Annotated in this window: 24 protein-coding genes; 20 read left to right on the top strand and 4 right to left on the bottom strand. The window is 65.5% G+C overall.

What is annotated here, in order from left to right; translation table 11 throughout:
- The first annotated feature begins 19 nt into the window (after positions 1-19).
- The gene (locus tag ACODSU_RS00120) at positions 20-787 is read left to right on the top strand and encodes a YbaY family lipoprotein (RefSeq protein WP_488839162.1); all 768 of its coding nucleotides are present in this window, start codon (positions 20-22) and stop codon (positions 785-787) included.
- 46 nt (positions 788-833) lie between these two features.
- On the opposite strand, the gene ACODSU_RS00115 is transcribed toward ACODSU_RS00120, so the two are convergent.
- Complete coding sequence (locus ACODSU_RS00115) at positions 834-1757, bottom strand: phosphoribosylaminoimidazolesuccinocarboxamide synthase (RefSeq protein ID WP_488839160.1); 924 nt, start codon at positions 1755-1757, stop codon at positions 834-836.
- 223 nt (positions 1758-1980) lie between these two features.
- Between ACODSU_RS00115 and ACODSU_RS00110 the strand changes: the two genes are divergently transcribed.
- The 4 genes from ACODSU_RS00110 to hprK all read left to right on the top strand — a co-directional run bounded on the left by ACODSU_RS00110 (position 1981) and on the right by hprK (position 5376).
- Complete coding sequence (locus tag ACODSU_RS00110; RefSeq protein ID WP_488839158.1) at positions 1981-3210, top strand: MFS transporter; 1230 nt, start codon at positions 1981-1983, stop codon at positions 3208-3210.
- 242 nt (positions 3211-3452) lie between these two features.
- A complete protein-coding gene (gene hpf / locus ACODSU_RS00105) occupies positions 3453-3788 on the top strand; it encodes a ribosome hibernation-promoting factor, HPF/YfiA family (RefSeq protein ID WP_015016131.1) in 336 nt (111 codons plus the stop codon).
- A 114-nt stretch (positions 3789-3902) separates the two neighbouring features.
- On the top strand, positions 3903-4370 hold the full coding sequence (locus ACODSU_RS00100; protein ID WP_015016130.1) for a PTS sugar transporter subunit IIA: 468 nt from the start codon (positions 3903-3905) through the stop codon (positions 4368-4370).
- A gap of 49 nt (positions 4371-4419) precedes the next feature.
- Entirely contained in the window at positions 4420-5376 is a 957-nt protein-coding gene (gene hprK / locus ACODSU_RS00095) for an HPr(Ser) kinase/phosphatase (RefSeq protein WP_015016129.1), read from the top strand.
- Between the two features lie 60 nt (positions 5377-5436).
- Here the strand turns inward: hprK and fur are convergent, their stop codons facing one another.
- A complete protein-coding gene (gene fur / locus ACODSU_RS00090; protein WP_488839156.1) occupies positions 5437-5856 on the bottom strand; it encodes a ferric iron uptake transcriptional regulator in 420 nt (139 codons plus the stop codon).
- Between the two features lie 89 nt (positions 5857-5945).
- On the opposite strand from fur, the gene ACODSU_RS00085 reads away from it, so the two are divergent.
- The 6 genes from ACODSU_RS00085 (at position 5946) to ACODSU_RS00060 (ending at position 11957) form a co-directional block, all read left to right on the top strand.
- On the top strand, positions 5946-6509 hold the full coding sequence (locus ACODSU_RS00085; RefSeq protein ID WP_295937113.1) for an outer membrane protein assembly factor BamE: 564 nt from the start codon (positions 5946-5948) through the stop codon (positions 6507-6509).
- Between the two features lie 63 nt (positions 6510-6572).
- Positions 6573-7412 (top strand): 4-hydroxy-tetrahydrodipicolinate reductase, encoded by an 840-nt coding sequence (gene dapB, locus ACODSU_RS00080; protein WP_488839154.1) that lies wholly within the window; start codon positions 6573-6575, stop codon positions 7410-7412.
- 12 nt (positions 7413-7424) lie between these two features.
- Positions 7425-8213 carry a MotA/TolQ/ExbB proton channel family protein gene (locus ACODSU_RS00075; RefSeq protein ID WP_209816939.1) on the top strand — a complete coding sequence of 263 codons (789 nt, stop codon included), beginning with the start codon at positions 7425-7427 and terminating at the stop codon, positions 8211-8213.
- Positions 8210-8662 (top strand): ExbD/TolR family protein, encoded by a 453-nt coding sequence (locus ACODSU_RS00070; protein WP_488839151.1) that lies wholly within the window; start codon positions 8210-8212, stop codon positions 8660-8662. Before ACODSU_RS00075 ends, ACODSU_RS00070 begins: the two co-directional genes overlap by 4 nt.
- Positions 8663-8761: 99 nt before the next feature.
- The gene (gene leuS / locus ACODSU_RS00065; RefSeq protein WP_488839149.1) at positions 8762-11455 is read left to right on the top strand and encodes a leucine--tRNA ligase; all 2694 of its coding nucleotides are present in this window, start codon (positions 8762-8764) and stop codon (positions 11453-11455) included.
- 4 nt (positions 11456-11459) lie between these two features.
- The gene (locus ACODSU_RS00060; protein WP_015016122.1) at positions 11460-11957 is read left to right on the top strand and encodes an LPS-assembly lipoprotein LptE; all 498 of its coding nucleotides are present in this window, start codon (positions 11460-11462) and stop codon (positions 11955-11957) included.
- Positions 11958-12092: 135 nt separating this feature from the next.
- On the opposite strand, the gene rocF is transcribed toward ACODSU_RS00060, so the two are convergent.
- Complete coding sequence (rocF, locus tag ACODSU_RS00055) at positions 12093-13070, bottom strand: arginase (protein ID WP_488839147.1); 978 nt, start codon at positions 13068-13070, stop codon at positions 12093-12095.
- 188 nt (positions 13071-13258) lie between these two features.
- Here rocF and holA point away from each other — a divergent pair, with 188 nt between their 5' ends.
- Together holA and ACODSU_RS00045 are read left to right on the top strand one after the other, a co-directional pair.
- On the top strand, positions 13259-14314 hold the full coding sequence (holA, locus tag ACODSU_RS00050; RefSeq protein WP_488839145.1) for a DNA polymerase III subunit delta: 1056 nt from the start codon (positions 13259-13261) through the stop codon (positions 14312-14314).
- Entirely contained in the window at positions 14287-15660 is a 1374-nt protein-coding gene (locus tag ACODSU_RS00045) for an NAD(P)/FAD-dependent oxidoreductase (protein ID WP_488839143.1), read from the top strand. Before holA ends, ACODSU_RS00045 begins: the two co-directional genes overlap by 28 nt.
- A gap of 407 nt (positions 15661-16067) precedes the next feature.
- Here ACODSU_RS00045 and ACODSU_RS00040 read toward each other — a convergent pair whose 3' ends face one another.
- Complete coding sequence (locus ACODSU_RS00040) at positions 16068-16406, bottom strand: hypothetical protein (protein ID WP_488839141.1); 339 nt, start codon at positions 16404-16406, stop codon at positions 16068-16070.
- A 46-nt stretch (positions 16407-16452) separates the two neighbouring features.
- Here ACODSU_RS00040 and ACODSU_RS00035 point away from each other — a divergent pair, with 46 nt between their 5' ends.
- The 7 genes from ACODSU_RS00035 to gshB all read left to right on the top strand — a co-directional run bounded on the left by ACODSU_RS00035 (position 16453) and on the right by gshB (position 26630).
- Complete coding sequence (locus ACODSU_RS00035) at positions 16453-17733, top strand: glutamate-5-semialdehyde dehydrogenase (protein WP_488839139.1); 1281 nt, start codon at positions 16453-16455, stop codon at positions 17731-17733.
- Between the two features lie 60 nt (positions 17734-17793).
- Entirely contained in the window at positions 17794-19257 is a 1464-nt protein-coding gene (trkA, locus tag ACODSU_RS00030; protein WP_488839138.1) for a Trk system potassium transporter TrkA, read from the top strand.
- A gap of 27 nt (positions 19258-19284) precedes the next feature.
- Entirely contained in the window at positions 19285-20751 is a 1467-nt protein-coding gene (locus ACODSU_RS00025) for a TrkH family potassium uptake protein (RefSeq protein ID WP_295937147.1), read from the top strand.
- A gap of 96 nt (positions 20752-20847) precedes the next feature.
- Complete coding sequence (gene gshA / locus ACODSU_RS00020) at positions 20848-22143, top strand: glutamate--cysteine ligase (RefSeq protein WP_015016114.1); 1296 nt, start codon at positions 20848-20850, stop codon at positions 22141-22143.
- A gap of 257 nt (positions 22144-22400) precedes the next feature.
- On the top strand, positions 22401-24269 hold the full coding sequence (locus ACODSU_RS00015; protein ID WP_291441942.1) for a potassium transporter Kup: 1869 nt from the start codon (positions 22401-22403) through the stop codon (positions 24267-24269).
- Between the two features lie 165 nt (positions 24270-24434).
- On the top strand, positions 24435-25622 hold the full coding sequence (locus ACODSU_RS00010; protein ID WP_488839135.1) for a benzoate/H(+) symporter BenE family transporter: 1188 nt from the start codon (positions 24435-24437) through the stop codon (positions 25620-25622).
- 51 nt (positions 25623-25673) lie between these two features.
- Positions 25674-26630, top strand: a complete 957-nt coding sequence (gene gshB, locus ACODSU_RS00005; RefSeq protein ID WP_488839133.1) for a glutathione synthase — start codon at positions 25674-25676, stop codon at positions 26628-26630.
- Positions 26631-26742: the final 112 nt, after the last annotated feature.

The raw sequence follows: 26742 nt of genomic DNA, 5'->3' as shown, positions 1-26742 counted from the left end.
CGGGCTCTACTGCGGCGTCATGGTTGGGATACTGAGTGTGGCTGGCTGCGTGACGCGCCCCCCTGAACCAGATGCCGTGGTCACGGGTGTGGCGTTGTCGAGAGAGCGCGTGATGCTGCCGCCGGAGGCTGTTTTTGAGGCCACTTTGCTGGATGTGACCCAGCCAGATCAGCCACCCATCGTTTTGGGGCGCCAGCGTCGCCAACCGCCGGGTCAGCCCCCTTACGCGCTGTGGATCCCTTACCCCTCTGCGCGGTTTGCGCCCAAGGGGCGCTATGAGGTGCGAACCAAAGTCACCTTGGAGGGGCGGTTGCTGCTGGCCAGCGACAAACGCTATCCCGTGCCGCAGGACGCAGCCTACCGCCATGTTGACGTTCAAATGCAGCGGTTGCTGCCGCTGGCCGCCACCTTAGAAGCGTCCGTGCCGCTGCTGCTGACCCATTGGCGGCTCGTCGAAATGGCGGGGGAGGCTCTGTCCCGCACTGCCGATGGTGCGGCGGTGCCCCATCTCGTCTTCCAGGCGGAAGAGGCTCGGGTGACAGGCTCGGGCGGCTGCAACCGCTTTCTCGCTGACTACGACTGGCAACCGCAGAGCGGACGCCTGCGCATGGCGCAGCTCGTTTCCAATATCAGCTTGTGCCTGCAAAGCAGCGGATTGGAGGCCCAGTATTTTGAGTCGCTGCTGGCGGTACGGGGCTTTCGCCAGGTCGGCACGCAGCTCTTGCTGCAGGGGGCCGAAGGCGAGCCCTTGCTGCGTTTCGAAGCCATTGAGACGCCGCTGAGCTAGGCATCCGGCGGGCTTTTGGCGGGAGGGCTCTCCAGTCCGCAGGGTTTTATGCGGATGTCAGCCGCTCCAGCGCTTCGCGGTACTTGGCGGCTGTCTTCTCGATCACTGCCTGGGGCAGGCGGGGCGAGGGCGCTGTCTTGTCCCAGGGCTTGCCGTTGACCTGGGCCTGCTCCAGCCAGTCACGCACAAACTGCTTGTCGTAGCTGGGGGGGTTCTCGCCCTTGGCCAGGGCTTCGGCATAACCTTCCACCGGCCAGTAGCGGGAGCTGTCGGGCGTAAGCACTTCGTCCATCAGCACCAGCGTGCCGTCAGGAGCCAGGCCGAATTCAAATTTGGTGTCGGCAATGATCATGCCCTTGGCCAGGGCGATCTCGGCAGCCGCTTTGTAGATGGCAATGCTCAGGTCGCGGATGCGCGTGGCCAGGTCCAGGCCAATCATCTCCACGGTGCGCTCGAACGTGATGTTCTCGTCGTGCTCGCCCATGGCGGCCTTGGCGGCGGGCGTGTAGATGGGCTCGGGCAGCTTGGCGGCGTTGGTCAGGCCTTCGGGCAGGGGCACGCCGCAGACCGAGCGAGACTCCTGGTACTCCTTCCATCCGCTGCCGGCCAGGTAGCCGCGCACCACGGCTTCGACCGGGATGGGCTGCAGGCGCTTCACGAGCATCGAGCGGCCACGGATCTGGGGGGCTTCTTCGGGGCTCACCACGCTCTCGGGGGCGTCGCCGGTGAGGTGGTTGGGGCAGATGTGGCCGAGCTTGTCGAACCAGAACAGGGCCATCTGGGTGAGCAACTCGCCCTTGCCAGGAATGGGTTCGCCCATGATCACGTCGAAGGCCGACAGGCGGTCGCTGGCCACCATCAGGATGCGGTCGTCGCCCACGGCGTAGTTGTCGCGCACCTTGCCGCGTGCCAGCAGGGGCAGCGAAGTCAGGGCCGAAGTGTGCAGGGCGGTGGAGCTGGGCTGGATCATGGTGTCGGTGTGGGCGGTGGGTGTCCGCTGCGGGCAATCCGAAGAACGTGGGGGGAGGTGCATGCGGCAGGCAGGGCCTAGGCGCAGCCGATAGATTTTACGCGCCGGTCTGGGGCGCGGCGGTTTTCGTGGGCCCACACTGAGGAGTTGGTCACGCGCCCCACGCAGGCTTGCGGCACACTGGGCGGCCCTGAACCTGACCAGGCCTTAATGGCCGCTTGCTGTGTCTTCCTCTACCCCTGAGCTTTCTCCCCGCCGTGAACTGTGGCTGCTGCTGACGCTGGCCGGCATCCAGTTCACACACATCCTGGACTTCATGATCATGATGCCGCTGGGCCCGCAGCTCACGCAGCTGTTTGCGATCACGGACGCGCAGTTTGGCTTGCTGGTGTCGGCCTACACGCTGTCGGCGGGGGCATCGGGCCTGCTGGCTTCGACCTACATCGATCGCTTCGGGCGCAAGCGGCTGCTGCTGGTGCTTTATGGCCTGTTTGGTCTGGCGACGCTGGCCTGCGGCCTTGCTCCCACTTACGGCACGCTGATGGTGGCGCGCATTCTTGCGGGCACTTTTGGCGGCGTGCTGTCGGCTCTGTCGCAGACCATCGTGGCGGACGTGGTGCCCTTTGAGCGGCGCGGGCGTGCCATGGGCATCGTGATGACGTCGTTTTCCGTGTCCACGGTGGCGGGCGTCCCCTTGGGGCTGATTCTGGCGCAGTACGGGGGCTGGCACCTGCCGTTCATCGGCATTGCCGCCATGGTGGGGGTGCTGGCGGTGCAGGCGGCCCGCACGCTGCCGACCATGGCGGGGCATGTTCAGGCCGCCAGCGGGCGGTCAGTGCTGGGCGGTATCCGGCAGGTGCTGGCGGACACCAACCACCGGTGGGCGTTCCTTTTCTCGGCGTTGCTGATGTTTACGGGTTTTACCGTCATCCCTTACATCACCATCTACATGCAGACCAATGCCGGTGTGCGTGCCGATCAGGTGCCGCTGGTGTACCTGTGCGGTGGGGTGGTGACCTTGTTCACGGCGCGCCTGTTCGGGCGCATGACCGACCGGCATGGCAAGGTGCCCACCTTCCGGTGGCTGGCCCTCGCGGGGCTGCCGTGCATTCTGGCCATCACGCTGGTGCAGGGCTTGCCGCTGTGGGGCGTGTTGGTGGTGTCCACCCTGATGTTCACCTTTGTCAGTGGCCGCATGATCCCTGGCATGGCCATCATCGCCTCAGCGGCACATGCGCCCTTGCGGGGAACCTTCATGACGCTGAACGCATCGGTGCAGTCGGCGGCGATGGGCGTGGCGTCTTTTGTGGGTGGGGTCCTCATCAGCCGCGATGCGCAGGGGCTGGTGCAGAACTACTGGGTGGCTGCGCTGGTGGGCATCAGTGCCAGCCTGCTGTCGATGCTGGTGGTGGGGCGTCTCACGCTGCATGGCGCGACACCGTCGGCTCGGTGAAGAGGGTGGTGCTTACGCTCACGTTGGCCTGCCCCTTCAATCCGCCCATTGTGCGCGCTTTTCGGGCGCTTGGCACCTTGCCGGGCATAACCCAGCGGCCTGCGGCGGTATGGGATTGCATTTCGGGGAGGGCGGGGGCATAGTGAACCCACGACGTCAACAACAGATGCATCCAAGTTCGCCGAGCCGCTCCTCTGATCCAGGACGGCGTTTTTCCACCGAGAGCCACAGGAGACTTATTTATGAACTTGACGATCAGCGGTCACCACCTCGAAGTTACTCCCGCCTTGCGCAACTACGTCACCACCAAGCTGGACCGGATCACCCGCCATTTTGACCAAGTTGTCGATGTCAAGGTACTGCTGACGGTAGAGAAGCAAAAGGAAAAGGAAAAGAGACAGCGAGCGGAATGCAACATTCACGTCAAGGGCAGCGACCTGTTTGCCGAAAGCTCCCACGCCGACCTGTACGCCGCCGTGGACGAACTGGTCGACAAGATGGACCGTCAGGTTGTGCGCCACAAGGACCGTTTGCAAGACCATCACCACGAAGCCGCCAAGCGCGAACTGCACGCTTGATGCGCCAGCCCTGAGCCTGGCACAGCAGCCGCCCCTACCCGGGCGGTTTTTTTGTTGCCTGACGCGCCGTGCTCAGGGTTTTCGCCAATATGTGCATAATTGTTACCCTTGACCATGAACCGACTCGCCTCCATCCTGCCCTCCGCTCAAGTGCTTGTGAGCGTGGACGCCACCAGCAAGAAGCGTGCTTTTGAAGAAGCGGGTCTGCTGTTCGAGAGCCAGCACGGCCTCTCCCGGGCGCTGATCACCGACAGTCTGTTTGCCCGTGAACGCCTGGGCTCCACTGGGCTCGGCCATGGCGTGGCCATTCCCCACGGACGCATCAAGGGCCTCAAGGCGCCGATGGCGGCTGTGTTCCAGCTGCTCAACCCCATCGGATTCGATGCGCCGGACGAGCTGCCGGTGGGCCTGCTGATCTTTCTGCTGGTGCCCGAGGCGGCCACCCAGAAGCACCTGGAAATCCTGTCCGAAATCGCCGAGCTGCTCAGTGACTCGGCCTTGCGCGAGAAGCTCAAGGCCTGCACCGACGCCACGGAACTGCACGGCATGATTGCAGGCTGGCAGTCCACGCAGGCTGCCTGAGCCCTGGCACACACATTCCCCACGCCGCCTTTGCACTGACTGAACCGCCGTGAAGCCCAATGTTGTCAGTGCCGACGTCCTTTTCGAAGAATTTCGTGGCCTGCTGAAGTGGGAGTGGGTGGCGGGCCTGGGGGCCTCCGAGCGCCGCTTCGATGAAGTGGCCGTGCGTTCCGCGCGTTCCGGCGCCGACCTGGTCGGCTACCTCAACTACATCCACCCCTACCGGGTCCAGATCCTGGGCGAGCGCGAGATTGCGTACTTGAGCAACGCATCCCCCGACGATTGCAAGCGCCGCATTGCCCGCATCGTGACGCTGGAACCACCGGTGCTTGTGCTGGCCGACAACCAGACCGCACCCGATGCGCTGGTATCGATGTGCGAGCGCGCGCAGATACCGATGTTCTCCACGCACGAGTCGTCGGCGTTTGTCATCGACGTGCTGCGCGCTTACCTGTCCAAGCACTTTGCCGACCGCACCACCATGCACGGCGTGTTCATGGATATTCTGGGCCTGGGCGTGATGATCACCGGCGAGTCGGGCCTGGGCAAGAGCGAGCTGGGCCTGGAGCTGATCTCGCGCGGTAACGGCCTGGTGGCTGACGATGCGGTGGACCTGTTCCGCATCAACCAGACCACCATTGAGGGCAAGTGCCCCGAGTTGCTGCAGAACCTGCTGGAAGTGCGCGGCATCGGTCTGCTCGATATCCGCGCCATCTTTGGCGAGACGGCGGTGCGCCGCAAGATGCGCCTCAAGCTCATCGTGCACCTGGTGCGCAAGGAGACGCTGGAGCGCGACTACGAGCGTCTCCCCTACGAGCCGCTCACGCAGGACGTGCTCGGCGTGCCAGTGCTCAAGGTGGTGATCCAGGTGGTCGCCGGCCGCAACATCGCCGTGCTGGTCGAGGCCGCCGTGCGCAACACCATCTTGCAACTGCGCGGTATCGACACCTACCAAGAGTTTGTCGAACGCCATCGCCGCGCCATGGAGCGTGACACAGGCGGCTAGTCCGCTCTGTATTTGATAGCTGTTTGCGCTTGAAGGACGGGCGCAAAGCGCTTCCGGTGGTTACCCTTTTTTGGCGCAGTCTGCGCACTGACCATACAGCGCCATGGTGTGGTCCTGCACCAGCCAGCCCTTGGCCTTGGCCACGGCATGCTGCCGCTTCTCGATCTCGGAGTCGTAAAACTCTTCCACCTTGCCACACGAAGTGCAGATGAAGTGGTCATGGTGCTGCCCTTCATTGAGCTCGTACACCGCCTTGCCGCTCTCGAAGTTGCTGCGGATCAGGATGCCGGCCTGCTCGAACTGCGTGAGCACCCGGTACACGGTGGCTAGGCCGATGTCCGACCGCTCTTCCAGCAGCACACGGAACACGTCTTCGGCCGTCATGTGGCGCTGCGCGCCCTTCTGGAAAATCTCCAGAATCTTCAGGCGGGGCAGTGTGGCCTTGAGTCCCGTGCTTTTGAGTTCGTCGATATTGGTCATGGCTGGCTCTTTCGGGGGCGGGCAACCGGCCCAGGGTCTGGAGGGGCTGCCGCTACAATGGGACGATCATATCCTTTGGCCTTTTACCCATGCCCGTCCAAGCCCGTTACAGCGCCCGTCTGGGCCTGGTTGTGTTGATCGGTGCCAGCATGGCCGCCCTGACCGGTTGCGGCAGTCTGGATGGCGCCAGCAGTCGCATCGCCAACATCGTCAAACCCTACCGGGTGGACGTGGTGCAGGGCAATTTCGTGTCCCGCGAACAGGTGGAAGCCCTGCAGCCCGGTATGAGCCGCCAGCAGGTGCGCGAGATTCTCGGGACGCCGCTGGTCACCAGCCTGTTCCATGCAGACCGCTGGGAGTACGTGTTCACACTTAAACGTCCCGGCGAAGAGGTCCAGACCCGCAAGCTTACCGTGTTCTTCAAGGGTGATGCCCTGGAGCGCTCCGAAGGCGATGAAATGCCGACCGAGACCGAATTCGTCGCCACTCTGGGTGCGCGCGACAACGCCAAGGGCAAGGTGCCGGTGCTGGAGGCCACACCAGAGCAACTGGCGAAGTACCCGGTCAAGGAGCGCCCGGCGCCCGCAGCGGCCGCGACCCCGGCATTGCCCGCCACCACCAGTTACCCGCCGCTCGAAGCGCCTGCGCGCTGACCCTTGCGGCTCTGGCAGTGAGCCCGGTGCGCTGGCTGCCCTTTCATTGAACAGGACTTCTTCATGACCGCGACTTCCTCGCCTGCGGCTCCCGCGGCATCTCCCCTTCGTGTAGCCGTTGCCGGGGCTTCAGGCCGCATGGGCCGCATGCTGATCGAAGCCATCCGCGCCAGCGACGACTGCGTGCTGGCTGGTGCGCTGGACGTGGCAGCCAGCCCGGCCGTTGGCTCGGACGCCACCGCCTTTCTGGGCTACGCCAGCGGCGTGGCCATCACGGCCGATGTGACGGCAGGCCTCAAGAACGCCGAGGTGCTCATCGACTTCACCCGCCCCGAAGGCACGCTGGCCCACCTGGCCGTGTGCAGCCGGCTGGGCGTGAAGGCCGTCATCGGCACCACCGGCTTCACCGATGCGCAAAAGGCCGAACTCGACGCCTACGCACAGCGCACCGCCATCATGTTCTCGCCCAACATGAGCGTGGGCGTGAACGTCACGCTCAAGCTGCTGCAAATGGCCGCCAAGGCCATGGCCACGGGGTACGACATCGAAATCATCGAAGCCCACCACCGCCACAAGGTCGATGCACCCTCGGGCACTGCGCTTAAGATGGGTGAGGTGATTGCCGAAGCCTTGGGCCGCGACCTCAAGGACTGCGCTGTGTACGCCCGCGAAGGCGTGACGGGCGAGCGCGACCCCTCCAGCATCGGTTTTGCGGCCATCCGGGGTGGCGACATCGTGGGCGACCACACCGTGCTGTTTGCCGGCATCGGCGAGCGTATCGAGATCACGCACAAGTCCTCCAGCCGCGCCACATATGCGCAGGGCGCCTTGCGCGCCGTGCGTTTTCTGGCGACCCACAAGACTGGCATGTTCGACATGTTCGACGTGCTGGGCTTGCACTGATCCGCCGACCCCATGGACGCGCTCCACTGGTGGCGCCAGGGCGATGCCGTCACGCAAAGTGCGGCACTGGTCTTGCTGGCCATGTCGGTGGCGAGCTGGGTGGTCATTGTGTGGAAGCTGCGGCTCATGCGGCGTGCCAGTGCCGACGTGGCCCGCTGCACGGCCGCGTTCTGGCAGGCGCCCTCGCTGGCCCTGGCGCAGGAGCGTTTGCGGTCTTTTGACCGGGATGCGCTAGTGCTTCCTTTGGTGGTTGCTGCAAATTCAATAGCAAATCACGACAACGTTACCCCGCCCACGCTGGCCACGGCCGGCAGCCTGTCACAGCGGCTCACGCGGGTGCTGCGCGATGCCCTGCACGATGTACTGGGGCGCTTGCAGTTTGGCCAGGTGCTGCTGGCCACGGTGGGCTCCACGGCGCCGTTCGTAGGGCTGCTGGGCACCGTGTGGGGCATCTACCATGCGCTCACCGCCATGGCAGGCGCGGGGCAGATCACCATTGACCGCGTCTCCGGTCCCGTGGGCGAGGCCCTGGTCATGACGGCGGCCGGGCTGGCCGTGGCGATCCCTGCCGTGTTGGCCTACAACGTGTTTGGCCGCCTGCTCGGGCGCATTGAGGCGGACCTGGAAGGGTTTGCGCGCGATCTGCGGGAGCTGCTCATAGACACGGCGCCCGTCCACAGTGTGACTGGCACCACAGCAGGCCTGAGCAATGCGAGTCGACCCGCCGCCGGGCCGCCCCAAGGCGGGTCAGCCCCCCTGGGGGGCAGCGAACCACCCGCAGCGGGGAGCGTGGGGGCATGAGTTTCGGAAGACTCGAACGCACCACCGGGCCGCAGCCCATGAGCGACATCAACATGACGCCGCTGGTGGACGTGATGCTGGTGCTGGTGGTGATCTTCATCCTCACGGCGCCCCTGCTGGCCAGCTCCATCCGGCTAGACCTGCCGCGCACCGAAGGCGCCACGCCCGGCACAGCGCCGCAATTCGTCACCCTGGTGGTCAATGCCTCGGGCCAGGCCTTTCTGGATGACCAACCCCTGTCGCAAACCGCGCTGGCCGAGCGCCTGCGCCGCATTGGCGCCGAGCGCCCCGAAACCGAGGTGCAACTGCGCGCCGACGCTGCCGTGCCCTATGGCCGCGTGGTCGAAGTCATGGGCGCGGCCCACCTGGCCGGGCTGCAGCGCATCGGATTTGTGGCTGAACCCGCGGCGAACGCGGTGTCGCCTGCACCCCTCGCTCCGTCCCGCTGACGCGCCCGGACGGCTGGGCCGCCAGCGCGAGCCCCTGACCGCCTAAAATCCCTGCAGCGCGGCCCTGCGGCTGCACTCTTCTCTCACCCCCGAGCCCCCATGCAAGACAAATACTCTCCCCAAGACGTCGAACGCGCGGCGCACGACCACTGGACCGGCACCGACGCTTACCGCGTGACGGAAGACACGAGCAAGAAGAAGTTTTACGCCTGCTCCATGCTGCCCTACCCCAGCGGCAAGCTGCACATGGGCCACGTGCGCAACTACACCATCAACGACATGCTCACGCGCTATCTGCGCATGAACGGCTACAACGTGTTGATGCCCATGGGCTGGGACGCCTTCGGCCTGCCCGCCGAAAACGCGGCGCTGAAAAACGGCGTGCCACCGGCCAAGTGGACGTACGAAAACATCGCGTACATGAAAAAGCAGATGCAGGCCATGGGCCTGGCCATCGACTGGAGCCGCGAAGTCGCCACCTGCGACCCTGAGTACTACAAGTGGAACCAGTGGCTGTTTTTGAAGATGCTGGAAAAGGGCATCGCCTACCGCAAGACCCAGGTGGTGAACTGGGACCCGGTGGACCAGACCGTGCTGGCCAACGAGCAGGTTATTGACGGCAAGGGCTGGCGCACCGGTGCGGTGGTCGAGAAGCGTGAGATCCCCGGCTACTACCTCAAGATCACCGACTACGCCGAAGAGCTGCTGGGCTTTGTGACCGGCGACAAGCTGCCCGGCTGGCCCGAGCGCGTCAAGCTGATGCAGGAAAACTGGATCGGCAAGAGCGAAGGCGTGCGCTTTGCGTTCACGCACGACATCGCTGGCGAAGACGGCGCACTGATCGGCGATGGCAAGATGTACGTGTTCACCACGCGCGCCGACACCATCATGGGCGTGACCTTCTGTGCCGTGGCGCCCGAGCACCCGCTGGCCGCCCATGCCGCCAAGAGCAACCCGGCGCTGGCAGCCTTCATTGAAGAATGCAAGACCGGCGGTACCACAGAGGCTGAGCTGGCCACGCAAGAGAAGAAGGGCGTGCCCACAGGCCTGTACGTGACCCATCCGCTCACCGACGAAAAGGTGCAGGTGTGGGTCGGCAATTACGTGCTGATGGGCTATGGCGACGGCGCCGTGATGGGCGTGCCCGCGCACGACGAGCGCGACTTTGCGTTTGCACTGAAGTACGGCATCGAGATCAAGCAGGTGGTGCTGGTGGACGGCGAAACGTTCAACTACCACCAGTGGCAGGACTGGTACGGCGACAAGCAGCGCGGCGTGACCATCAACTCCGACAGCTTCAGCGGCCTGTCGTACAAGGAAGCCGTGAACGCCGTGGCCCATGCGCTGGAGCAAAAGGGCCTGGGTGAGAAGAAGACCACCTGGCGCCTGCGCGACTGGGGTGTGAGCCGCCAGCGCTACTGGGGCACACCGATTCCGATCATCCACTGCGACGAGCACGGCGCCGTGCCCGTGCCCGAAAAGGACTTGCCCGTGGTGCTGCCGCAAGACTGCATCCCCGACGGCTCGGGCAACCCGCTGCACAAGCACGAAGGCTTCCACGCGGGCGTGACTTGCCCCGTCTGCGGCAAGCCTGCCCGCCGCGAGACGGACACCATGGACACCTTCGTGGACAGCTCGTGGTACTTCATGCGGTACTGCGACCCCAAGAACGCCGACGCCATGGTGGCCGGCGGTGCGGATTACTGGATGCCGATGGACCAGTACATCGGCGGCATTGAACACGCCATCCTGCACCTGCTGTACGCCCGCTTCTGGACCAAGGTCATGCGCGACCTGGGCCTGGTCAAGGTCAATGAGCCCTTCACCAAGCTGCTCACGCAGGGCATGGTGCTCAACCACATCTACAGCCGTCGCACCGCCAAGGGTGGCAAGGACTACTTCTGGCCGCACGATGTGGAGCATGTGCTCGACGAAGGCGGCAAGATCATCGGCGCCAAGCTGAAGAACGAAGCCACCAGCGGCGACGGCATGCTGCCCGTGGGCACGCCCATCGATTACGAGGGCGTGGGCACCATGTCCAAGTCCAAGAACAACGGCGTGGACCCGCAGGACCTGATCGAGAAGTACGGCGCCGACACGGCCCGCCTGTACACGATGTTCACCGCCCCGCCCGAAGCCACGCTGGAGTGGAACGACGCGGCGGTGGAAGGCAGCTACCGCTTCCTGCGCCGTGTGTGGAACTTCGGCGTCAAGCTCTCGGCCATCGACCGCGATGCCGCCATGGCCAGCGTCGCGGGCGCCAGCAGCCTGCAGGACGTGCAATTTGGCAAAGAGGCCAAGGCCCTGCGCCTGGAAATCCACAACGTGCTCAAGCAGGTGGACTACGACTACCAGCGCATGCAGTACAACACCGTGGTCTCCGGCGCGATGAAGATGATCAACGCGCTCGAAGACTTCAAGGCCATGGACTCTGCCGGTGCCCAGGTGGCGCTGATCGAAGGCTTTGGCATTTTGCTGCGCTGCCTGTACCCCGCCACGCCCCACATCGCCCACAGCCTGTGGACGGGCCTGGGCTACGCCGGTGCGCTGGGCGACTTGCTGGATGCGCCCTGGCCGCAGGTGGATGCCGGCGCCCTGGTGCAGGACGAGATCGAACTCATGCTGCAGGTCAACGGCAAGCTGCGCGGCTCCATCCACGTACCCGCCCAGGCCGACAAGGCCGAGATCGAACGCATTGCGCTGGCCAGCGAGGCCTTCGTGGCCCAGGCCGCCGGTGCGGCGCCGAAGCGCGTGATCGTGGTGCCGGGCCGCCTGGTCAATGTGGTGGTCTGACCCCATGAACAAGCGCACCCTGCTCAGCCTGGCCCCCGTGGCCCTGTTGTCGGCCTGCGGATTCCGGCTGCGTGGCGTGCCGGAGTTCGGGTTTGGCTCGCTGTACATCGTGGCCCCAGCCAGTTCGCCGCTTGCGCGGGAGCTGCAGCGCACGCTCGATGGGTCGGGCAGCCAGCTCAAGGTGCTGCGCGACCCGGCCAGCATGCCGACGGCAGAGGCCATTTTCGACCTGCTGCAGGAGCAGCAAGAGCGCGTGGTGGTGGGCCTCAACGCGTCGGGCCAGGTGCGCGAGCTGCAGCTGCGCCTGCGCATCAAGTTCCGCCTGCGCACGCCCACGGGCGTGGAGCTGATTCCCGACACTGAGCTGCTGCAGCAGCGCGACATCAGCTACAACGAAACCATTGCGCTGGCCAAGGAGGCAGAAGAGGCGCTGCTCTACCGCGACATGCGGACGGATCTGGTGCAGCAGCTCATGCGCCGTCTGGCCGCTGCCAAGCGCTAAGAGCAGCTCACAGAACTCCCCTGGCGTCGTTGTCTCGCCTTGTCGTACTGGTCGTACTGTCTGCGGCGAAACGCCTAGCCATGGCCGCTTCGCTGAGTTTTGTGCGCTGCTCTAAGAATGTGCGCGCTCAGGCGCTCAGGCGCTCAGCGTTGGCCCCTGGCCGTGCGAGGGCACGCGCATCAGCGTGCTCTTGCCAAACAGTGACTCCACCAGGTCCACCGCCAGCACGGCGGTGCGATTGCGCACATCCAGTGCGGGGTTGAGCTCCACAATGTCCAGCGAGGCCAGGCGCCCGCTGTCGGCAATCATCTCCATGCACAGCTGCGCTTCGCGGTAGGTGGGGCCGCCGGGCACCGTGGTGCCCACGCCGGGCGCAATGTCGGGGTCCAGAAAATCCACATCAAAGCTCACATGCAGGTGGGTGTGTGCATCCAGCCCGGCCAGCGCCTGCTGCATGGTCTGGCGCATGCCCACCTCGTCGATGTAGCGCATGTCGAACACCTCCAGGCCCTGCTCGTGCACAAAGCGCTTTTCGCCTGCGTCCACGCTGCGGATGCCAATCTGCCGGATCTGCGCCGGGTGCAGCGCCGGGCCGCCACCCGGCATGCGGGCCAGCCCGGTCAGCGCCTCGGGGCCAAACCCGCACAGGCAGGCCACGGGCATGCCATGCACATTGCCGCTGGGCGTCAGTGCACTGGTATTGAAGTCAGCATGGGCATCCAGCCATAGCACCCGCAGCTTTTTGCCCACCTCCGCGCAATGGCGGGCCACGGCGCTGATGCTGCCCAGGCCCAGGCAGTGGTCGCCGCCCAGCAGAATGGGCAGGTGGCCCAGCTGCAGCTCGGCATACACCGCGTCGAACACACGCTGGTTCCACTCCCCCACCTCGGGCAGGTGGCGGTAGCCATCCACCGGCGGCTGCCACGGGTTGGCCGGGCCGCTCAGGTTGCCCCGGTCAAACACCTGCAGCCCGTGGGACTCCAGCGCTGCCTGCAGGCCTGCCACACGCAAGGCCTCGGGCCCCATGGAGGCGCCACGCGCACCCGCGCCGATGTCGGTAGGGGCGCCGATCAGGCTGGTGGGCTGGGCGCTGCGCAGGGCGGTGGGGGGCATGGCGGTCTGACTTTCTGGGGTGTGGCAGTGAGCGGGAAGGGCGCGGGCGCCCGGGGGAATTCTCAGGGCTTTGGGCGCCAATGAACAGCGCCGCAGCTGATCGGTTCGTGGCCTCCCTTGTGCACTGTGAGGGCATCCGCTGGCAATTTGCGCAATGCCGGGTCTGCCCAGGCGATAAACTTTGCCGCATGCAAGTCGCCCTGGCCCAACTCTCTCAGCATCTTCAACGGGGCCTGTCGCCGCTTTATGTTTTGCATGGCGACGAGCCCTTGCTGCAGCAGGAGGCGGCCGACGCCATCCGCGCCACAGCCCGTGCCCAGGGCTACACCGAACGCAGCAGCTACACCGTGGCGGGCGCCCACTTTGACTGGAGCGCCGTACTCGCCGCAGGCGGCAGCTTGAGCCTGTTTGCCGACAAGCAGATCGTCGAGATCCGCATCCCCTCCGGCAAGCCCGGCAAGGACGGCAGCGTGGCGTTGCAGCAGATCGCTGAATCAGCCCGGGGCAACGACAGCACGCTCACCATGGTGATGCTCCCGCGCCTCGATAAAGCCACCAAGACCGGCGCCTGGTTTGCCGCGCTGGAGGGCAACGGCGTCTCCATCCAGATCGACCCCATCGAACGCGGCCAGCTGCCGCAGTGGATTGCCCAGCGACTGGCCCAGCAAGGCCAGCGCGTGGTGGCGGGCGAAGAAGGCCAGCGCACCCTGCAGTTTTTTGCCGACCGCGTGGAAGGCAACCTGCTGGCCGCGCACCAAGAGATTCAAAAGCTCGCGCTGCTGCACCCGGCGGGTGAATTGACGCAAGCCCAGGTCGAAGCCGCCGTCCTCAACGTGGCGCGCTACGACGTGTTCAAGCTGTCCGAATCCGTGCTGGCCGGGCAGACGGCCCGCGTGCAGCGCATGCTCGACGGCCTGCAGGCCGAGGGCGAGGCCGAAGTGCTGGTGCACTGGGCGCTGGCCGAAGACATCCGCGCCCTCAAGCGCGTAAAGGATGCGATGAACGCCGGCCGCCCTCTGCCCATGGCCCTGCGCGAGAACCGCATCTGGGGCCCCAAGGAGCGGCTGTTTGAACGCATCCTGCCCAAGGCCAGCGACGCCGCCCTGGCGCGCCTGCTGCAGTCGGCGCACACGGTGGATGGCATCGTCAAAGGCCTCAAGCAGCCCGACTGGCCGCAAGACGGCTGGCAGGCGCTGCAGCGCCTGGCGCTGCAACTGTGCCGCTTGACCAGCGCGGCCCGGTGATGGCGGCCGCTGCGGCCCCGCTGCCTTTGCGCCTGCCCCACGACGACGCCACCAACGGCTGGTCCGCCATCCTGCCCCCACGCACGCCGCGCCCCGCGCTGCAGGGCGATGTGCAGGCCGACTGGCTGGTGCTGGGCGCGGGCTTTGCGGGCCTGGCCGCTGCGCGCCGCCTGGCCGAGCTGCGCCCGCACGCCCACATCGTGGTGGTGGACGCAGGCACCGTGGGCAACAACGCCTCGGGCCGCAACTCGGGCTTTGCCATCGATGTGCCGCACAACATTGGCAGCTCGCTCGAAGAACTGCGCCAGGCCGCGCACTACCAGGCCCTGCTCACGGCGGGCATGAACGACCTGGAGGGGCTGGTGGCGCAGCACCGCATCGACTGCCAGTGGCGCCGCGCAGGCAAGTACCACTGCGCCGTCTCGCCCGCCGCCGAGCGCACGCTGCAGCACCATGTGGACGAGCTGCGCGCCCTGGGTGCTCCGCACGCGCTGCTGGACCGCAATGCTCTGGCCGCCCGCCTGGGCACCCGCTACTTTGCCGCCGGGCTCTACACGCCGGGCACCGTGCTGCTCAACCCCGCCGCGCTGTGCCGGGGCCTGGCCGACGCGCTGCCTGCCAACGTGACCTTGCATGAGCAAACGCCGGTGCAACGGCTGGATTTTTCGGGCGGCAAGGTCGTGGCCCACACCCCGCAAGGCTGCGTGCGTGCGCCGCAGTTGCTGCTGGCGGCCAATGGCTTTGCGCAGCAGCTGGGCTTGTTCGGCAGTGCCTGGGGCGCGGAGACGTTTCCGCTGGTCACCTTCGGCTCGCTCACCGCGCCGCTCACGCCCGAGCAGCGCAGCCGCCTGGGCGCGCCCGAGGGCTGGGGCGTGACGCCTGCGAGTGCTGTGACCGGGGCCACGCTGCGCTACACGGACGACCACCGCATTCTGGTGCGCCAGGGCTTTGAATATGCGCCGCATTTCCGCGTCAGCCCTGCGGTGCGCGAGCGGGTGCGACGCGAGCACGCTGCCGTGTTTGCCGCGCGTTTTCCGCAGCTGAGTGATGTGGCGCTGGAGCATTTCTGGGAAGGCTCGATTGCCATCACCCGCAATGGTGCGCCGCGCTGGGGGCGGCTGGCGCCGCAGGTGCATGGGGTGGCGGGGTGCAATGGGGCGGGGGTGGTGAAGTTCACGGCACTGGGGGCGTTGGCGGCGGATTTGGCACTGGGGCAGGACCATCCGTTGCTCGCGCATGCGTTGGCGTTGGGTGGGCCGACGCGGATGCCGCCACAGCCGTTCATGGGGCTGGGGGTGCGGGCTTATATTGCGCGGGAGAAGTGGTTGGGGCGGGCGGAGGTTTGAGTGTTTCTGGCGTCTAGCGCTTTGTGGACTTGCGCTAGTAGCTATGAAATTTGGAGTTAGTGCCTTGGCCTAGGGCAGGAGCCGGGTTATCGCCCCGGCGGGCGACTCACTTTCTTTTGCTTCGCCAAAAGAAAGTAAGCAAAGAAAAGGCGACCCCCAGTCTGCGACCCCCACGCGCTGCGTGGGGGCAAACCTGCAGCGGTGCGGCTGCGGGGTGCGCCGTGGAACTCGCTTTGCGCTGCGCGCGCCGCTCGGACAGCCACGGCGAGCCAGTTCACGAAGCATGGGCGCTTCGACGCCCATGCCACCCCCCAGCCGCCCCGCCGCAGGCGCAGCCAGCAGGGGGGCCGAACATCCAAACAGCCAACAGCCCTTCGGGCCATCGCTGCGCTCGGCCCTCGGGCGTGTCAGCGGGCGTTCAATGTGCCTCGTGCTTTTTCAGCCCACATCGTCAAGTTCGCCACCAGGTCCTTCTGGCTGAACGAGCAGCTTTCTTCCGAAAACAGCGCGCTCGATTCCAGTCGGTCCAGCAGGTTCAGCAGCACCTCGCTGTAGCGCGGGGGCAGGGCGGCGAGCAGGGTGGTTTGCTGGCGGGTCAGGGTGCTGAGGGTGGCGGCGGTGTGGTCGCCGCGTTCAAAGGCTTGCAGGGCCTGGGTGAAGGTGGTGAGCTGGGTGTGGGCGGTGTCGGTCATGGCGTAGCCGGGCGGATCGATGGTGGGTGACAGGCCCGAGGGTAAAGCAGCCATGGGCCCGCGCCCACCGGGCCGATACCAAGTGCGGCAAAATCGCTGGATGAACGCCCTCAACGTCGCTGAATACACGCACTCTCTCGGTCTCCAGGCAAAAACGGCCTCTGCGCTGATGGCCAAAGCGCCGGCAGCTATCAAAAACAAAGCGCTCAAGGCGCTCGCCCGGTTGCTGCGCGAGAACGTGGCCCAGCTCCAGATCGACAACGCCAAAGACTTGGAGCGCGCCGTGGCCAATGGGCTGGCGGGCCCGATGGTGGACCGGCTCAAGCTCACCCCCAAGGTGCTGGAGACTTGTGCCGAGGGCTGCGAGCAGCTGGCCGCCATGCCCGACATCATTGGCGAGATCCTGGGCATGAAACAGCAGCCCAGCGGCATTCGCGTGGGCCAGATGCGGGTGCCGATTGGCGTGTTCGGCATGATTTACGAGAGCCGTCCCAACGTCACCATCGAAGCCGCGTCGTTGTCGATCAAGAGCGGCAACGCCTGCATCCTGCGTGGCGGCTCCGAGGCGATTGATTCAAACAAGGCACTGGCCAAGATCGTGCAGCAGGCGCTGGCTGAGGCCGGACTGCCGCAAGACGCGGTGCAACTGGTGCAGACCACCGACCGCGAGGCCGTGGGCCAGCTCATCACGATGCCGCAGTTTGTGGACGTGATCATCCCGCGCGGCGGCAAGGGCCTGATCGAGCGCATCAGCCGCGATGCCAAGGTGCCGGTGATCAAACACCTGGACGGCAACTGCCACACCTATGTGGACGACCCCTGCGACATCGCCATGGCCGTCAAGGTGGCCGACAACGCCAAGACCAACAAGTACAGCCCCTGCAACGCGAGCGAAGGCCTGCTGGTGGCGCGCGGCGTGGCGGCAGAGTTCTTGCCCCAAATCGGCGCGGTGTATGCAGCCAAGGGGGTGGAGATGCGCGGTTGCCCCGAGTCGCTGGCGATCCTGAACAGCGTGGCGGGTGCCAAGCTGGTGCCGGCGACCGAACAGGACTGGAGCGAGGAATACCTGGCTCCGATCATCAGCGTGAAGATCGTGGCGGGGGTGGATGAGGCCATTGCGCACATCAACCGCTACAGCAGCCACCACACCGACGCCATCCTGACGCGCGACCACATGCATGCCCAGCAGTTCCTGCGCGAGGTGGATTCGGCCAGCGTGATGGTGAACGCCAGCACGCGGTTTGCCGACGGTTTCGAGTACGGCCTGGGCGCCGAAATCGGCATCAGCACCGACAAGTTCCATGCGCGGGGCCCGGTGGGCATCGAAGGCCTCACTTCGCTCAAGTACGTGGTGCTGGGTGAGGGCGAGGTGCGGGCCTGATGCGCTCCTGAAACGATAGCTGCTGGCGCATGTTCGACTGGCGCTTGCGGCCTATTTCATATGAAAATCATCATCCTCGGCGCCGGCCGCGTGGGCCAGAGCGTGGCAGACAGCCTGGTGTCCGAGCGCAACGACATCACCGTCATCGACACCGATGCCGCACGTCTGCGCGACCTGGAGTCGCGGTTTGACCTGCGCGGGGTGGTGGGCAACGGCATCGAGCCCGCCGTGCTGGCCGAGGCGGGGGCCGAGGACACCGACCTGCTGATCGCCTGCGCCGCGCAGGACGAGACCAACCTGGTGTGCTGCAAGATCGCGCAGCTGCTGTTCAACATCCCCAAGCGCATCGCGCGGGTGCGGTCTACAGGCTTCGAGACCCATGAACGGCTGGTCGGCCCCGAGGGGTTTGCGGTGGACCGCATCATCTGCCCCGAAGAATCGCTGACCCGCTACATTGGCAAGCTCATCGAGTACCCCGAGGCCATGCAGGTGCGCGAATTTGCCGGGGGGCGCGCTTGCCTGGTGTCGGTGCGGGCGCGGGTGGGGGCTCCCATGGTCGGGCACTCCATCGGCGCGCTGCGCGAAAGTGCGCCAGAGCTGGCGATGCGCATGGTGGCGATCTACCGGCGCTTCCCGGACGAGCCTGACCGTTTCATCGCCTGCGACGGCAGCACGCGCATCGAGCCGGGGGACGAAGTGTTCGTGCTGGCCGCGCACGAGCACATTGCCAACGTGCTGGCCGCCCTGCACCGCCCAGCCTCCCAACAGCCCCAGCCCGTGCGCCGCATCATGATTGCGGGCGGTGGCCGTGTGGGCCTGCGGCTGGCGCGGCAGCTCAGCCAGGCGGGCGGGCGCTTTCACATCAAGATCATCGAGGACCATGCGGACCGCTGCGTGGAGCTGGCGTCGGCCCTGCCGCCCGAGGTGCTGGTGCTGCAGGGCGACACCACCGACGAAGACCTGCTGGGTGACGAAGGCATCGAGGAGGTGGACCTGTTCCTCGCGCTCACCGACGACGATGAGGACAACATCATGTCGTGCCTGCTGGCCAAACGCATGGGCGCGAGCCGTGTGCTGGCCCTCATCAACCGGCGCAGCTATGCCGACCTGATGCACGGCACGCAGATCGACATCGCGCTGTCGCCCGCACAGGCGATGCTGGGCGAGCTGCTGGCCTATGTGCGCCAGGGCGACGTGCAGGCCGTGCACAGCCTGCGCCGGGGCGTGGCCGAGGCGCTGGAGATTGTGGCGCGCGGCGACCGCAAAAGCTCGCGCGTAGTCGGCCGCAAGGTCAGCGACCTGCAGCTGCCGCGCGATGTGCACATCGGCCTGATCGTGCGCGGTCTGCCAGACGCGTCGGAAACGGCGGAGGCAGCCGCTGCCGATCTGCGCGAGCCCGAGGTCATCATTCCGCGCAGCGCCACGGTGATCGAGAGCAACGACCATGTGGTGTTTTTCCTGCCCAACAAGCGGCTGGTGCGCGACGTGGAAAAGCTCTTCCGCGTGAGCGCAACTTTTTTCTGACCCGGCACCGAGCTGCGCGAGACCTCCATGACGGACATGTTTCCCGTTCTGCGTGTGCTGGGCATTCTGTTGATGATCTTCTCGCTGTCCATGGGCCTGCCGCTGGCGGTGTCGCTGTGGACGCGTGATGGCGTCTGGTTTGTGTACCCGCTGTCCATCGCAGCCACGATGCTGGCCGGCGCGTGGCTGTGGTGGCGGCTGCGGCTCTTTCGGCAGGAGCTGCAACCGCGCCATGGCGTGATGCTGGTCTCGCTGGTGTGGGCGCTGTTGCCCCTGTCGGCCGCGCTGCCGCTGATGCTGGCCGGGCACCACACCGGGCACCCGCTGTCGTTCACGCATGCCTACTTCGAGGCGGTGTCGGGCCTGACGACCACGGGCTCCACCGTGCTGGCGGGCCTGGATGCACTGCCTGTGTCGGTGAATGTGTGGCGCACCTTTTTGCAGTGGATGGGCGGCATGGGCATCCTGATCCTGGCCGTGGCTGTGTTGCCGCTGCTGGGCGTGGGCGGCAGCCAGCTGTTCAAGGCCGAGGCGGCGGGGCCGCTGAAGGACACCAAGCTCACGCCGCGCATGACCGGCACGGCCAAGGGGCTGTGGGGGGTGTATGCGCTGTTTTCCACGCTGTGTGGCCTGGCCTACTGGGCCGGGGGCATGGCGCCGCTCGATGCGTTGATGCACATGTTCACCACCGTGAGCCTGGGCGGGCTGTCATCGCACGACCTGAGCTTTGGCTACTTCCAGTCGCCGCTGCTGGAGGCGATTTGTATCTTCTTCATGCTGGTGGCCAGCTGCAATTTTGCGCTGTACTTCGTCGCCATTCGCAAGGGCCAGTGGGGCGGATTCTGGCGCGACCCGGAGCTGCGGGCCACGCTGGTGACGCTGATTGGCGGCGGTCTGCTGGTGGCGCTGCTGCTGTGGGCCAAGGGCGTGTATGGGCCGCTGGACGCGCTGCGCCATGGCATGTTCAATCTGGTGTCGCTGGCCACCACCACCGGCTTTGCCACGGTGGACTACCTGGCCTGGCCCGTGTTTGCGCCGGTGTTCATGCTGCTGCTGTCGGGTGTGGCCACCAGCGCCGGATCGACGGGCGGGGGCATCAAGATGGTCCGCATGCTCATCCTCGTCAAGCAGGCGCGCCGCGAGATGAACCGCCTGGTGCACCCACGCGCCGTGCAGCCGGTGCAGCTGGGCGATGCCGTGGTGGACAACCGGGTGATCTTCTCGGTGCTGGCCTTCATGCTGGTCTATGGCGGCACGGTCTTTGGGCTGAGCATGGTCATGCTGCTGACGGACCTGGACCCGGTGACGGCGTTCTCGGTGGTGCTGGCCAGCGTCAACTGTGCGGGCCCGGGCCTGGGCAGCGTGGGGCCAGCGTCCAACTATGCGGTGCTGACCGATTTCCAGATCTGGGTGTGCACGCTGGCCATGCTGCTGGGCCGGCTGGAGATATTGAGCTTTATGGCCTTGCTGACCCCGGCGTTCTGGCGCCGGTAGGGCGCAGGGCCGTGGCACCAACAAGGGGTGGCTTGCGAAAACCCGGCCTGACCCCACATCCTACAATTCACTGCAATCGCTTCCCGAGGGCTTTCCATGGTTCCGCATCTCATCACGGCCCTCACCGGGCCGATCAACGAACTCGAACAGCGCATTCTCGACTCGATGCCCGCCATCGAACGCTGGTTCCGGCTGGAGTGGATGGAGCACACGCCGCCGTTCTATACGTCGGTAGACATCCGCAATGCAGGCTTCAAGCTGGCGCCGGTCGATACCAACCTCTTCCCGGGCGGCTGGAACAACCTGACCAAAGAGATGCTGCCGCTGGCCGTGCAGGCTGCGATGGCCGCCATCGAGAAGATCTGCCCCGAAGCGCGCAACCTGCTGATCATTCCGGAGAACCACACGCGCAACACGTTCTACCTGTCCAACGTGGTGCAGCTGCAGCGCATCTTTAACATGGCGGGCCTGAACGTGCGCGTGGGCTCCATCAGCCCCGAGATCAAGAAGTCCACGCTGATCGAGCTGCCCAACGGCGACACCGTGACCCTGGAGCCCGTGGTGCGCACCAAGCGCCGGCTGGGGCTCAAGGACTTTGACCCCTGCACCATCCTGCTGAACAACGACCTCACCGCAGGCGCCCCCGGCATTCTGGAAGACATCCACGAGCAGTACCTGCTGCCCCCGCTGCACGCCGGCTGGAGCGTGCGCAAGAAGAGCACCCACTTCAAGAACTACGAAGAGGTGGCCAAGCGCTTTGGCAAGATGCTCGGCATTGACCCCTGGCTGGTCAACCCCATGTACAGCCAGTGCGGCGAGGTGGACTTTGCCGAGGGCACGGGCATGGACCAGCTTCAGACCAGCGTGGACGCACTCCTGACCAAGGTGCGCCGCAAGTACAAGGAATACGGCATCAACGAAAAGCCCTTCGTGATCGTCAAGGCCAACAACGGCACCTACGGCATGGGCATCATGACCGTGCGCGACGCCAAGGAGCTGGACGCGGTCAACCGCAAGACGCGCAACAAGATGGCCGTGATCAAGGACGGCCAGCCGGTGAGCGAGGTCATCATCCAGGAAGGCGTGCTGACGCAGGAGCGCGTGAACGATGCCGTGGCCGAGCCCGTGGTCTACATGATGGACCGCTACGTGGTGGGGGGCTTCTACCGCATGCACGCCGAGCGCGGTGTGGATGAAAACCTCAACGCCCCCGGCGCGAGCTTTGTGCCCCTGGCCTTTGAACACAGCACCCACATGCCCCAGCCTGGCGTGCGCCCGGGTGTGAGCGCACCCAACCGCTTCTATATGTACGGCGTGGTGGCCCGGCTGGCGATGCTGGCGGCCAGCTATGAGCTGGAGGCCACCAACCCGGACGCCGAGGTGTACGACTAAAAGCCAGGGTCTTTGGGGCCCTTTGCGGGCCCGGAGGCATCGGGTTTCAGCGCCTTTGCCGCCTGGGCAGAGGCTGTACAGCAGGCGGATGGGGGAGGGCGGCCGCCCCGCATGCCATGCCCGCGCCCGGTTGCCAAGGGCGAGTTGCTGCATTGCAACATGGGGTTTCGCCTCCAATCGCTTGATCTGGCTCAGGCGCACAATAGCGTTCCCAAAAGTAACGGAACCCCGTCTGGCCGAGCGCCCGGGGGTGGTCAGTGCAAAGCTCCAAGTCATCGCTCGCAGCGCTCACGCTGGGCGCCATCGGTGTTGTGTATGGCGATATCGGCACCAGCGTGCTGTATGCCGTCAAGGAGGTGTTCGGGTCCGGCCATGTGCCTTTCACGCCCACGAACGTCTACGGCATCCTCTCCATCTTTTTCTGGACCCTCACGGTCATCGTCTCCCTGAAGTACGTGGTGCTGGTGCTGCGCGCCGACAACCACGGCGAGGGCGGCCTCATCGCCATGCTGGCCCTGGCCTCCCAGGCCGTCAAAGACAAGCCCCAGTTGCGCAGCGTGCTGCTGGGCGTGGGTATTTTTGGCACCTCGCTGTTCTATGGCGATGGCGTCATCACCCCGGCCATCTCAGTGCTGTCGGCGGTGGAGGGGCTGGAGGTGGTGTCCGAGCACTTCAAGCACTACGTGATTCCGATCACGCTGGTGGTGCTGTTTTGCCTGTTTGCCGTGCAAAAGCGCGGCACAGGCGGCATTGGCAAGTTTTTTGGCCCCATCACGCTGGTGTGGTTCGTCACCATCGCGTTGCTGGGCGTGTCGCACATCGTGGGGCACCCGGAGATCTTGTGGGCGCTGAGCCCGCACCACGCGCTGGGCTTCATGTGGGCCAACCCGGGCACCAGCTTCATCATTCTGGGCGCGGTGGTGCTGTGCGTGACGGGCGCCGAGGCCTTGTATGCCGACCTGGGCCACTTTGGCAAGCGCCCGATCCGCATGGCCTGGTTTGGTGTGGCCATGCCCTCCCTCACCCTCAATTATTTTGGCCAAGGCGCGCTGCTGCTGGCCGAGCCCGAGGCCGTCAAGAACCCCTTCTATCTGATGGCTCCCGACTGGGCGCTGGTGCCTTTGGTGATCCTGGCCACCATGGCCACCGTGATTGCTTCGCAGGCGCTGATCACCGGCGCGTTCAGCGTGACCAAGCAGGTCATCCAGCTAGGCTACCTGCCGCGCCTGAACATCCAGCACACCAGCGTGCGCGATACGGGCCAGATCTACATGCCGCTGGTCAACTGGGGGCTGTTCGTGGCCATCGTGCTGGCGGTGGTGATGTTCCGCTCGTCGAGCAACCTCGCGGCAGCCTACGGCATCGCGGTGACGCTGGACATGCTGATCACCACCACGCTGACCTTCTTCGTCATCCGCTACGGCTGGCGGTATCCGCTGGCGCTGTGCATTGCGGCCACGGGCTGCTTCTTTGTGGTGGACCTGGCGTTCTTCGCCTCCAACCTGCTCAAGCTGTTCCAGGGCGGCTGGTTCCCGTTGATGATCGGCGGCATCGTGTTCTCGCTCATGATGACCTGGAAGGAAGGACGCCGCTTGCTGAACGACAAGCTGCGCGCCGATGCCATCGACCTCAAGGACTTTCTGGAGTCGATCTTCATCAGCCCCCCCACCCGGGTGGATGGCACGGCCGTCTTCCTGACGGCCGAAACCGGCGCGGTGCCCAATGCCTTGCTGCACAACCTCAAGCACAACAAGGTGCTGCACCAGCAGAACCTGTTTGTCACCGTGCACAACCATGAGACACCCTGGATTGGCCTGGACAAGCGGCTGCAGGTCGAGTCGCTGGGGCACGACTGCTGGCAGGTGGTGGTGCACTATGGCTTCAAGAACGACCCCGACCTGCCCCGTGCGCTGGAACTGCTGCGCGGGCGAGGCTGTGAGCTGGAGCCCATGACCACCAGCTATTTCCTGTCGCGCGACACTGTGATCCCCACCATCGGCAGCGGCATGGCGCCCTGGCGCGAAAAGCTGTTCGCCCAGATGCACCACAACGCCAGCGGCGCGGCCGACTTCCTGCACCTGCCCAATAACGCGGTGGTCGAGCTGGGCTCCAAGATCGAGATCTGACCGCAGGGCTCTCCAGGCCCCCTGCAGGTACTGCGAGGCAGTTTGAGGCGGTTTTGCTTGGTGGCGCTAGTGCTAATTGTCTGGAGTGCTATCAATAATGTAGTAATCGGGGCGATCCGCCCGTCTGTCTCATTGCCCGATGCGCGCGGTGACAGAATCGCGCCCATGCAATTTTTCAAAGACCTGAGCCTTTCCACGGCAGTGGCGGGCTTCGTGGCGGTGCTGGTGGGCTTTACCAGTTCGGTGGCCATCGTGTTTCAGGCTGCCCAGGCGTTTGGCGCCACGCCTGCGCAGATCACGTCCTGGATGTGGGCGCTGGGTCTGGGCATGGGGCTGTGTTCGCTGGTGCCCTCGTTGATCCTGCGCCAGCCCGTCATGGTGGCCTGGTCCACACCGGGCGCCGCCGTGCTGGCCACGGCAGGGTTGGCGGGCGGCTTCAGCATGGGCGAGGCGATCGGCGCCTTCATGCTCAGCGCGTTGCTCGTCACCCTGGCGGGCGTCACCGGCTGGTTTGAGCGCGTGATGAACCGCATCCCCATGGAAATCGCCGCAGCCCTGCTGGCCGGCGTGCTGGCCCGCTTTGGCCTACAGGCGTTTGCGGCCGCCCAGACGGCGCTGCCCTTGGTGCTGCTGATGTTGATGGTCTATCTGGTGAGCCGCCGTCTGGCTGCGCGGTATGCGGTGGTCATCACCCTCGCAGCGGCCGTGGTGTTTGTGGCCGGCCAAGGGCAGATGGCCTGGTCGGCGGTGCAGCTGGAGTTGGCCCTGCCGGTTTTCACCGCGCCCCAGTTCAGCGTGGCTGCCGCCGTCAGCCTGGCGATTCCTTTGTTTGTGGTGACCATGGCTTCGCAAAACCTACCCGGTGTGGCGGTCATCCGAGCGTCGGGCTACGACCTGCCCATTTCGCGGCTCATCACGCTCACGGGTCTGGCCACCCTGGTGCTGGCGCCTTTTGGCGCGTTTGCGCTCAACTTCAGTGCCATCACCGCTGCAATGTGCATGGGCCCCGAGGCGCACGCCGATCGCAGCCGGCGCTACACCGCCGCAGTGGCATGCGGCGCCATTTATGTGGCGATCGGCGTGTTTGGTGCGGTCATCACGGGGCTGCTCACCGCCTTTCCCAAGGAACTGGTGGTGGCCATCGCGGGTTTGGCCTTGCTGGGCACCATCGGCAACGGTCTGGCGGCGGCGCTGCGGGACGAGTCGCACCGTGAGGCGGCACTCATCACCTTCCTCGTCACCCTCAGCGGTGTGGTCATTGTTGGGGTGGGCTCGGCCTTCTGGGGAGTGGTGGCCGGCAGCATTGCGCTATTTGTGCAACAGTACAGGCGTTCGCAGGCCAACGGCGCGTAAGCCGCCTTGGCTGCCTGGGCCCATAGGCTCCCCCTTTCTTGACCCGACACCATGAAACTGCTCTTCATCGCCGACCCGCTGCAAAGCTTCAAGATCTACAAGGACACCACCTTCGCCATGATGCGCGAGGCACAGCGGCGTGGGCACACCCTCACGGTCTGCGAACCGCAGCACATCACCTGGCAGCGCGGCAGCAAGGTCACCGCGCGGGTGCAGGACATCCGGCTGACAGGCGATGCCACCCACTGGTACGAGGCCCAGTCGCAGCGCAGCGCAGCGTTGGCCGACTTTGACGCGGTGCTCATGCGCAAGGACCCGCCCTTCGACAGCGAGTACTTCTACGCGACCCACTTGCTGGAGCAGGCAGAGCGCGACGGCGCGCGCGTGTTCAACAAGCCCAGCGCCCTGCGGGACCACCCGGAAAAGCTGGCCATCATGGAGTTTCCGCAGTTCATCGGGCCTACGCTGGTCACCCGGGATGCGGAAGACATTCGCCGTTTCCATGCGGAGCACCAGGACATCATCCTCAAGCCCCTGGACGGCATGGGCGGCATGGGAATCTTCCGCGTGGGGCCTGATGGTCTCAACCTCGGCAGCATCACCGAAACCCTGAACCGCCACGGCGCACAGAGCGTGATGGTGCAAAAGTTTCTGCCCGAGATCGTCGATGGCGACAAGCGGGTTCTCATCATTGGCGGCAAGCCGGTGCCGTTCTGCCTAGCGCGCATTCCCCAAGGCAGCGAAGTGCGGGGCAATCTGGCCGCTGGCGGCAAGGGCGTGGCGCGCCCTCTGTCTGCACGAGATCGTGAGATTGGTGAAGCACTGGGGCCGGTGCTGCAATCCCGTGGTTTGCTGCTGGCTGGCGTGGATGTGATCGGCGACTGCGTCACGGAGATCAATGTCACCAGCCCGACCTGCTTCCAGGAAATCTTTGATCAGACAGGCTGCGACGTGGCCTTCCTGTTCATCGATGCGCTGGAGGCTGCTGTGGCGGGTGCGCGCAGCTGATCAGCAGAGCGGGTTTTTGCAAATTTCTTCGGGTTTTCCCTGCTCTGTGGTGTGAGGCGTGCTATAGTCGAGGGCTTCGCTACTGAGACCTGAGTGCAAAAGTGTTCAGGCT

This window comes from Acidovorax sp. FG48 (genome assembly GCF_057809085.1).
Note: the sequence above shows the minus strand (reverse complement) of the source record. Positions and strands in the feature narration are given on the sequence as shown.

What these genes read in the sequence shown, in the direction of transcription:
- ACODSU_RS00120 (WP_488839162.1), top strand. Translation starts at nt 20, where the DNA reads ATGGTTGGGATACTGAGTGTGGCTGGCTGCGTGACGCGCCCCCCTGAA.
- ACODSU_RS00115 (WP_488839160.1), bottom strand. Translation starts at nt 1,757, where the DNA reads ATGATCCAGCCCAGCTCCACCGCCCTGCACACTTCGGCCCTGACTTCG.
- hpf (WP_015016131.1), top strand. Translation starts at nt 3,453, where the DNA reads ATGAACTTGACGATCAGCGGTCACCACCTCGAAGTTACTCCCGCCTTG.
- ACODSU_RS00100 (WP_015016130.1), top strand. Translation starts at nt 3,903, where the DNA reads ATGAACCGACTCGCCTCCATCCTGCCCTCCGCTCAAGTGCTTGTGAGC.
- fur (WP_488839156.1), bottom strand. Translation starts at nt 5,856, where the DNA reads ATGACCAATATCGACGAACTCAAAAGCACGGGACTCAAGGCCACACTG.
- ACODSU_RS00085 (WP_295937113.1), top strand. Translation starts at nt 5,946, where the DNA reads ATGCCCGTCCAAGCCCGTTACAGCGCCCGTCTGGGCCTGGTTGTGTTG.
- dapB (WP_488839154.1), top strand. Translation starts at nt 6,573, where the DNA reads ATGACCGCGACTTCCTCGCCTGCGGCTCCCGCGGCATCTCCCCTTCGT.
- ACODSU_RS00075 (WP_209816939.1), top strand. Translation starts at nt 7,425, where the DNA reads ATGGACGCGCTCCACTGGTGGCGCCAGGGCGATGCCGTCACGCAAAGT.
- ACODSU_RS00070 (WP_488839151.1), top strand. Translation starts at nt 8,210, where the DNA reads ATGAGTTTCGGAAGACTCGAACGCACCACCGGGCCGCAGCCCATGAGC.
- leuS (WP_488839149.1), top strand. Translation starts at nt 8,762, where the DNA reads ATGCAAGACAAATACTCTCCCCAAGACGTCGAACGCGCGGCGCACGAC.
- ACODSU_RS00060 (WP_015016122.1), top strand. Translation starts at nt 11,460, where the DNA reads ATGAACAAGCGCACCCTGCTCAGCCTGGCCCCCGTGGCCCTGTTGTCG.
- rocF (WP_488839147.1), bottom strand. Translation starts at nt 13,070, where the DNA reads ATGCCCCCCACCGCCCTGCGCAGCGCCCAGCCCACCAGCCTGATCGGC.
- holA (WP_488839145.1), top strand. Translation starts at nt 13,259, where the DNA reads ATGCAAGTCGCCCTGGCCCAACTCTCTCAGCATCTTCAACGGGGCCTG.
- ACODSU_RS00040 (WP_488839141.1), bottom strand. Translation starts at nt 16,406, where the DNA reads ATGGCTGCTTTACCCTCGGGCCTGTCACCCACCATCGATCCGCCCGGC.
- ACODSU_RS00035 (WP_488839139.1), top strand. Translation starts at nt 16,453, where the DNA reads ATGAACGCCCTCAACGTCGCTGAATACACGCACTCTCTCGGTCTCCAG.
- trkA (WP_488839138.1), top strand. Translation starts at nt 17,794, where the DNA reads ATGAAAATCATCATCCTCGGCGCCGGCCGCGTGGGCCAGAGCGTGGCA.
- ACODSU_RS00025 (WP_295937147.1), top strand. Translation starts at nt 19,285, where the DNA reads ATGACGGACATGTTTCCCGTTCTGCGTGTGCTGGGCATTCTGTTGATG.
- gshA (WP_015016114.1), top strand. Translation starts at nt 20,848, where the DNA reads ATGGTTCCGCATCTCATCACGGCCCTCACCGGGCCGATCAACGAACTC.
- ACODSU_RS00010 (WP_488839135.1), top strand. Translation starts at nt 24,435, where the DNA reads ATGCAATTTTTCAAAGACCTGAGCCTTTCCACGGCAGTGGCGGGCTTC.
- gshB (WP_488839133.1), top strand. Translation starts at nt 25,674, where the DNA reads ATGAAACTGCTCTTCATCGCCGACCCGCTGCAAAGCTTCAAGATCTAC.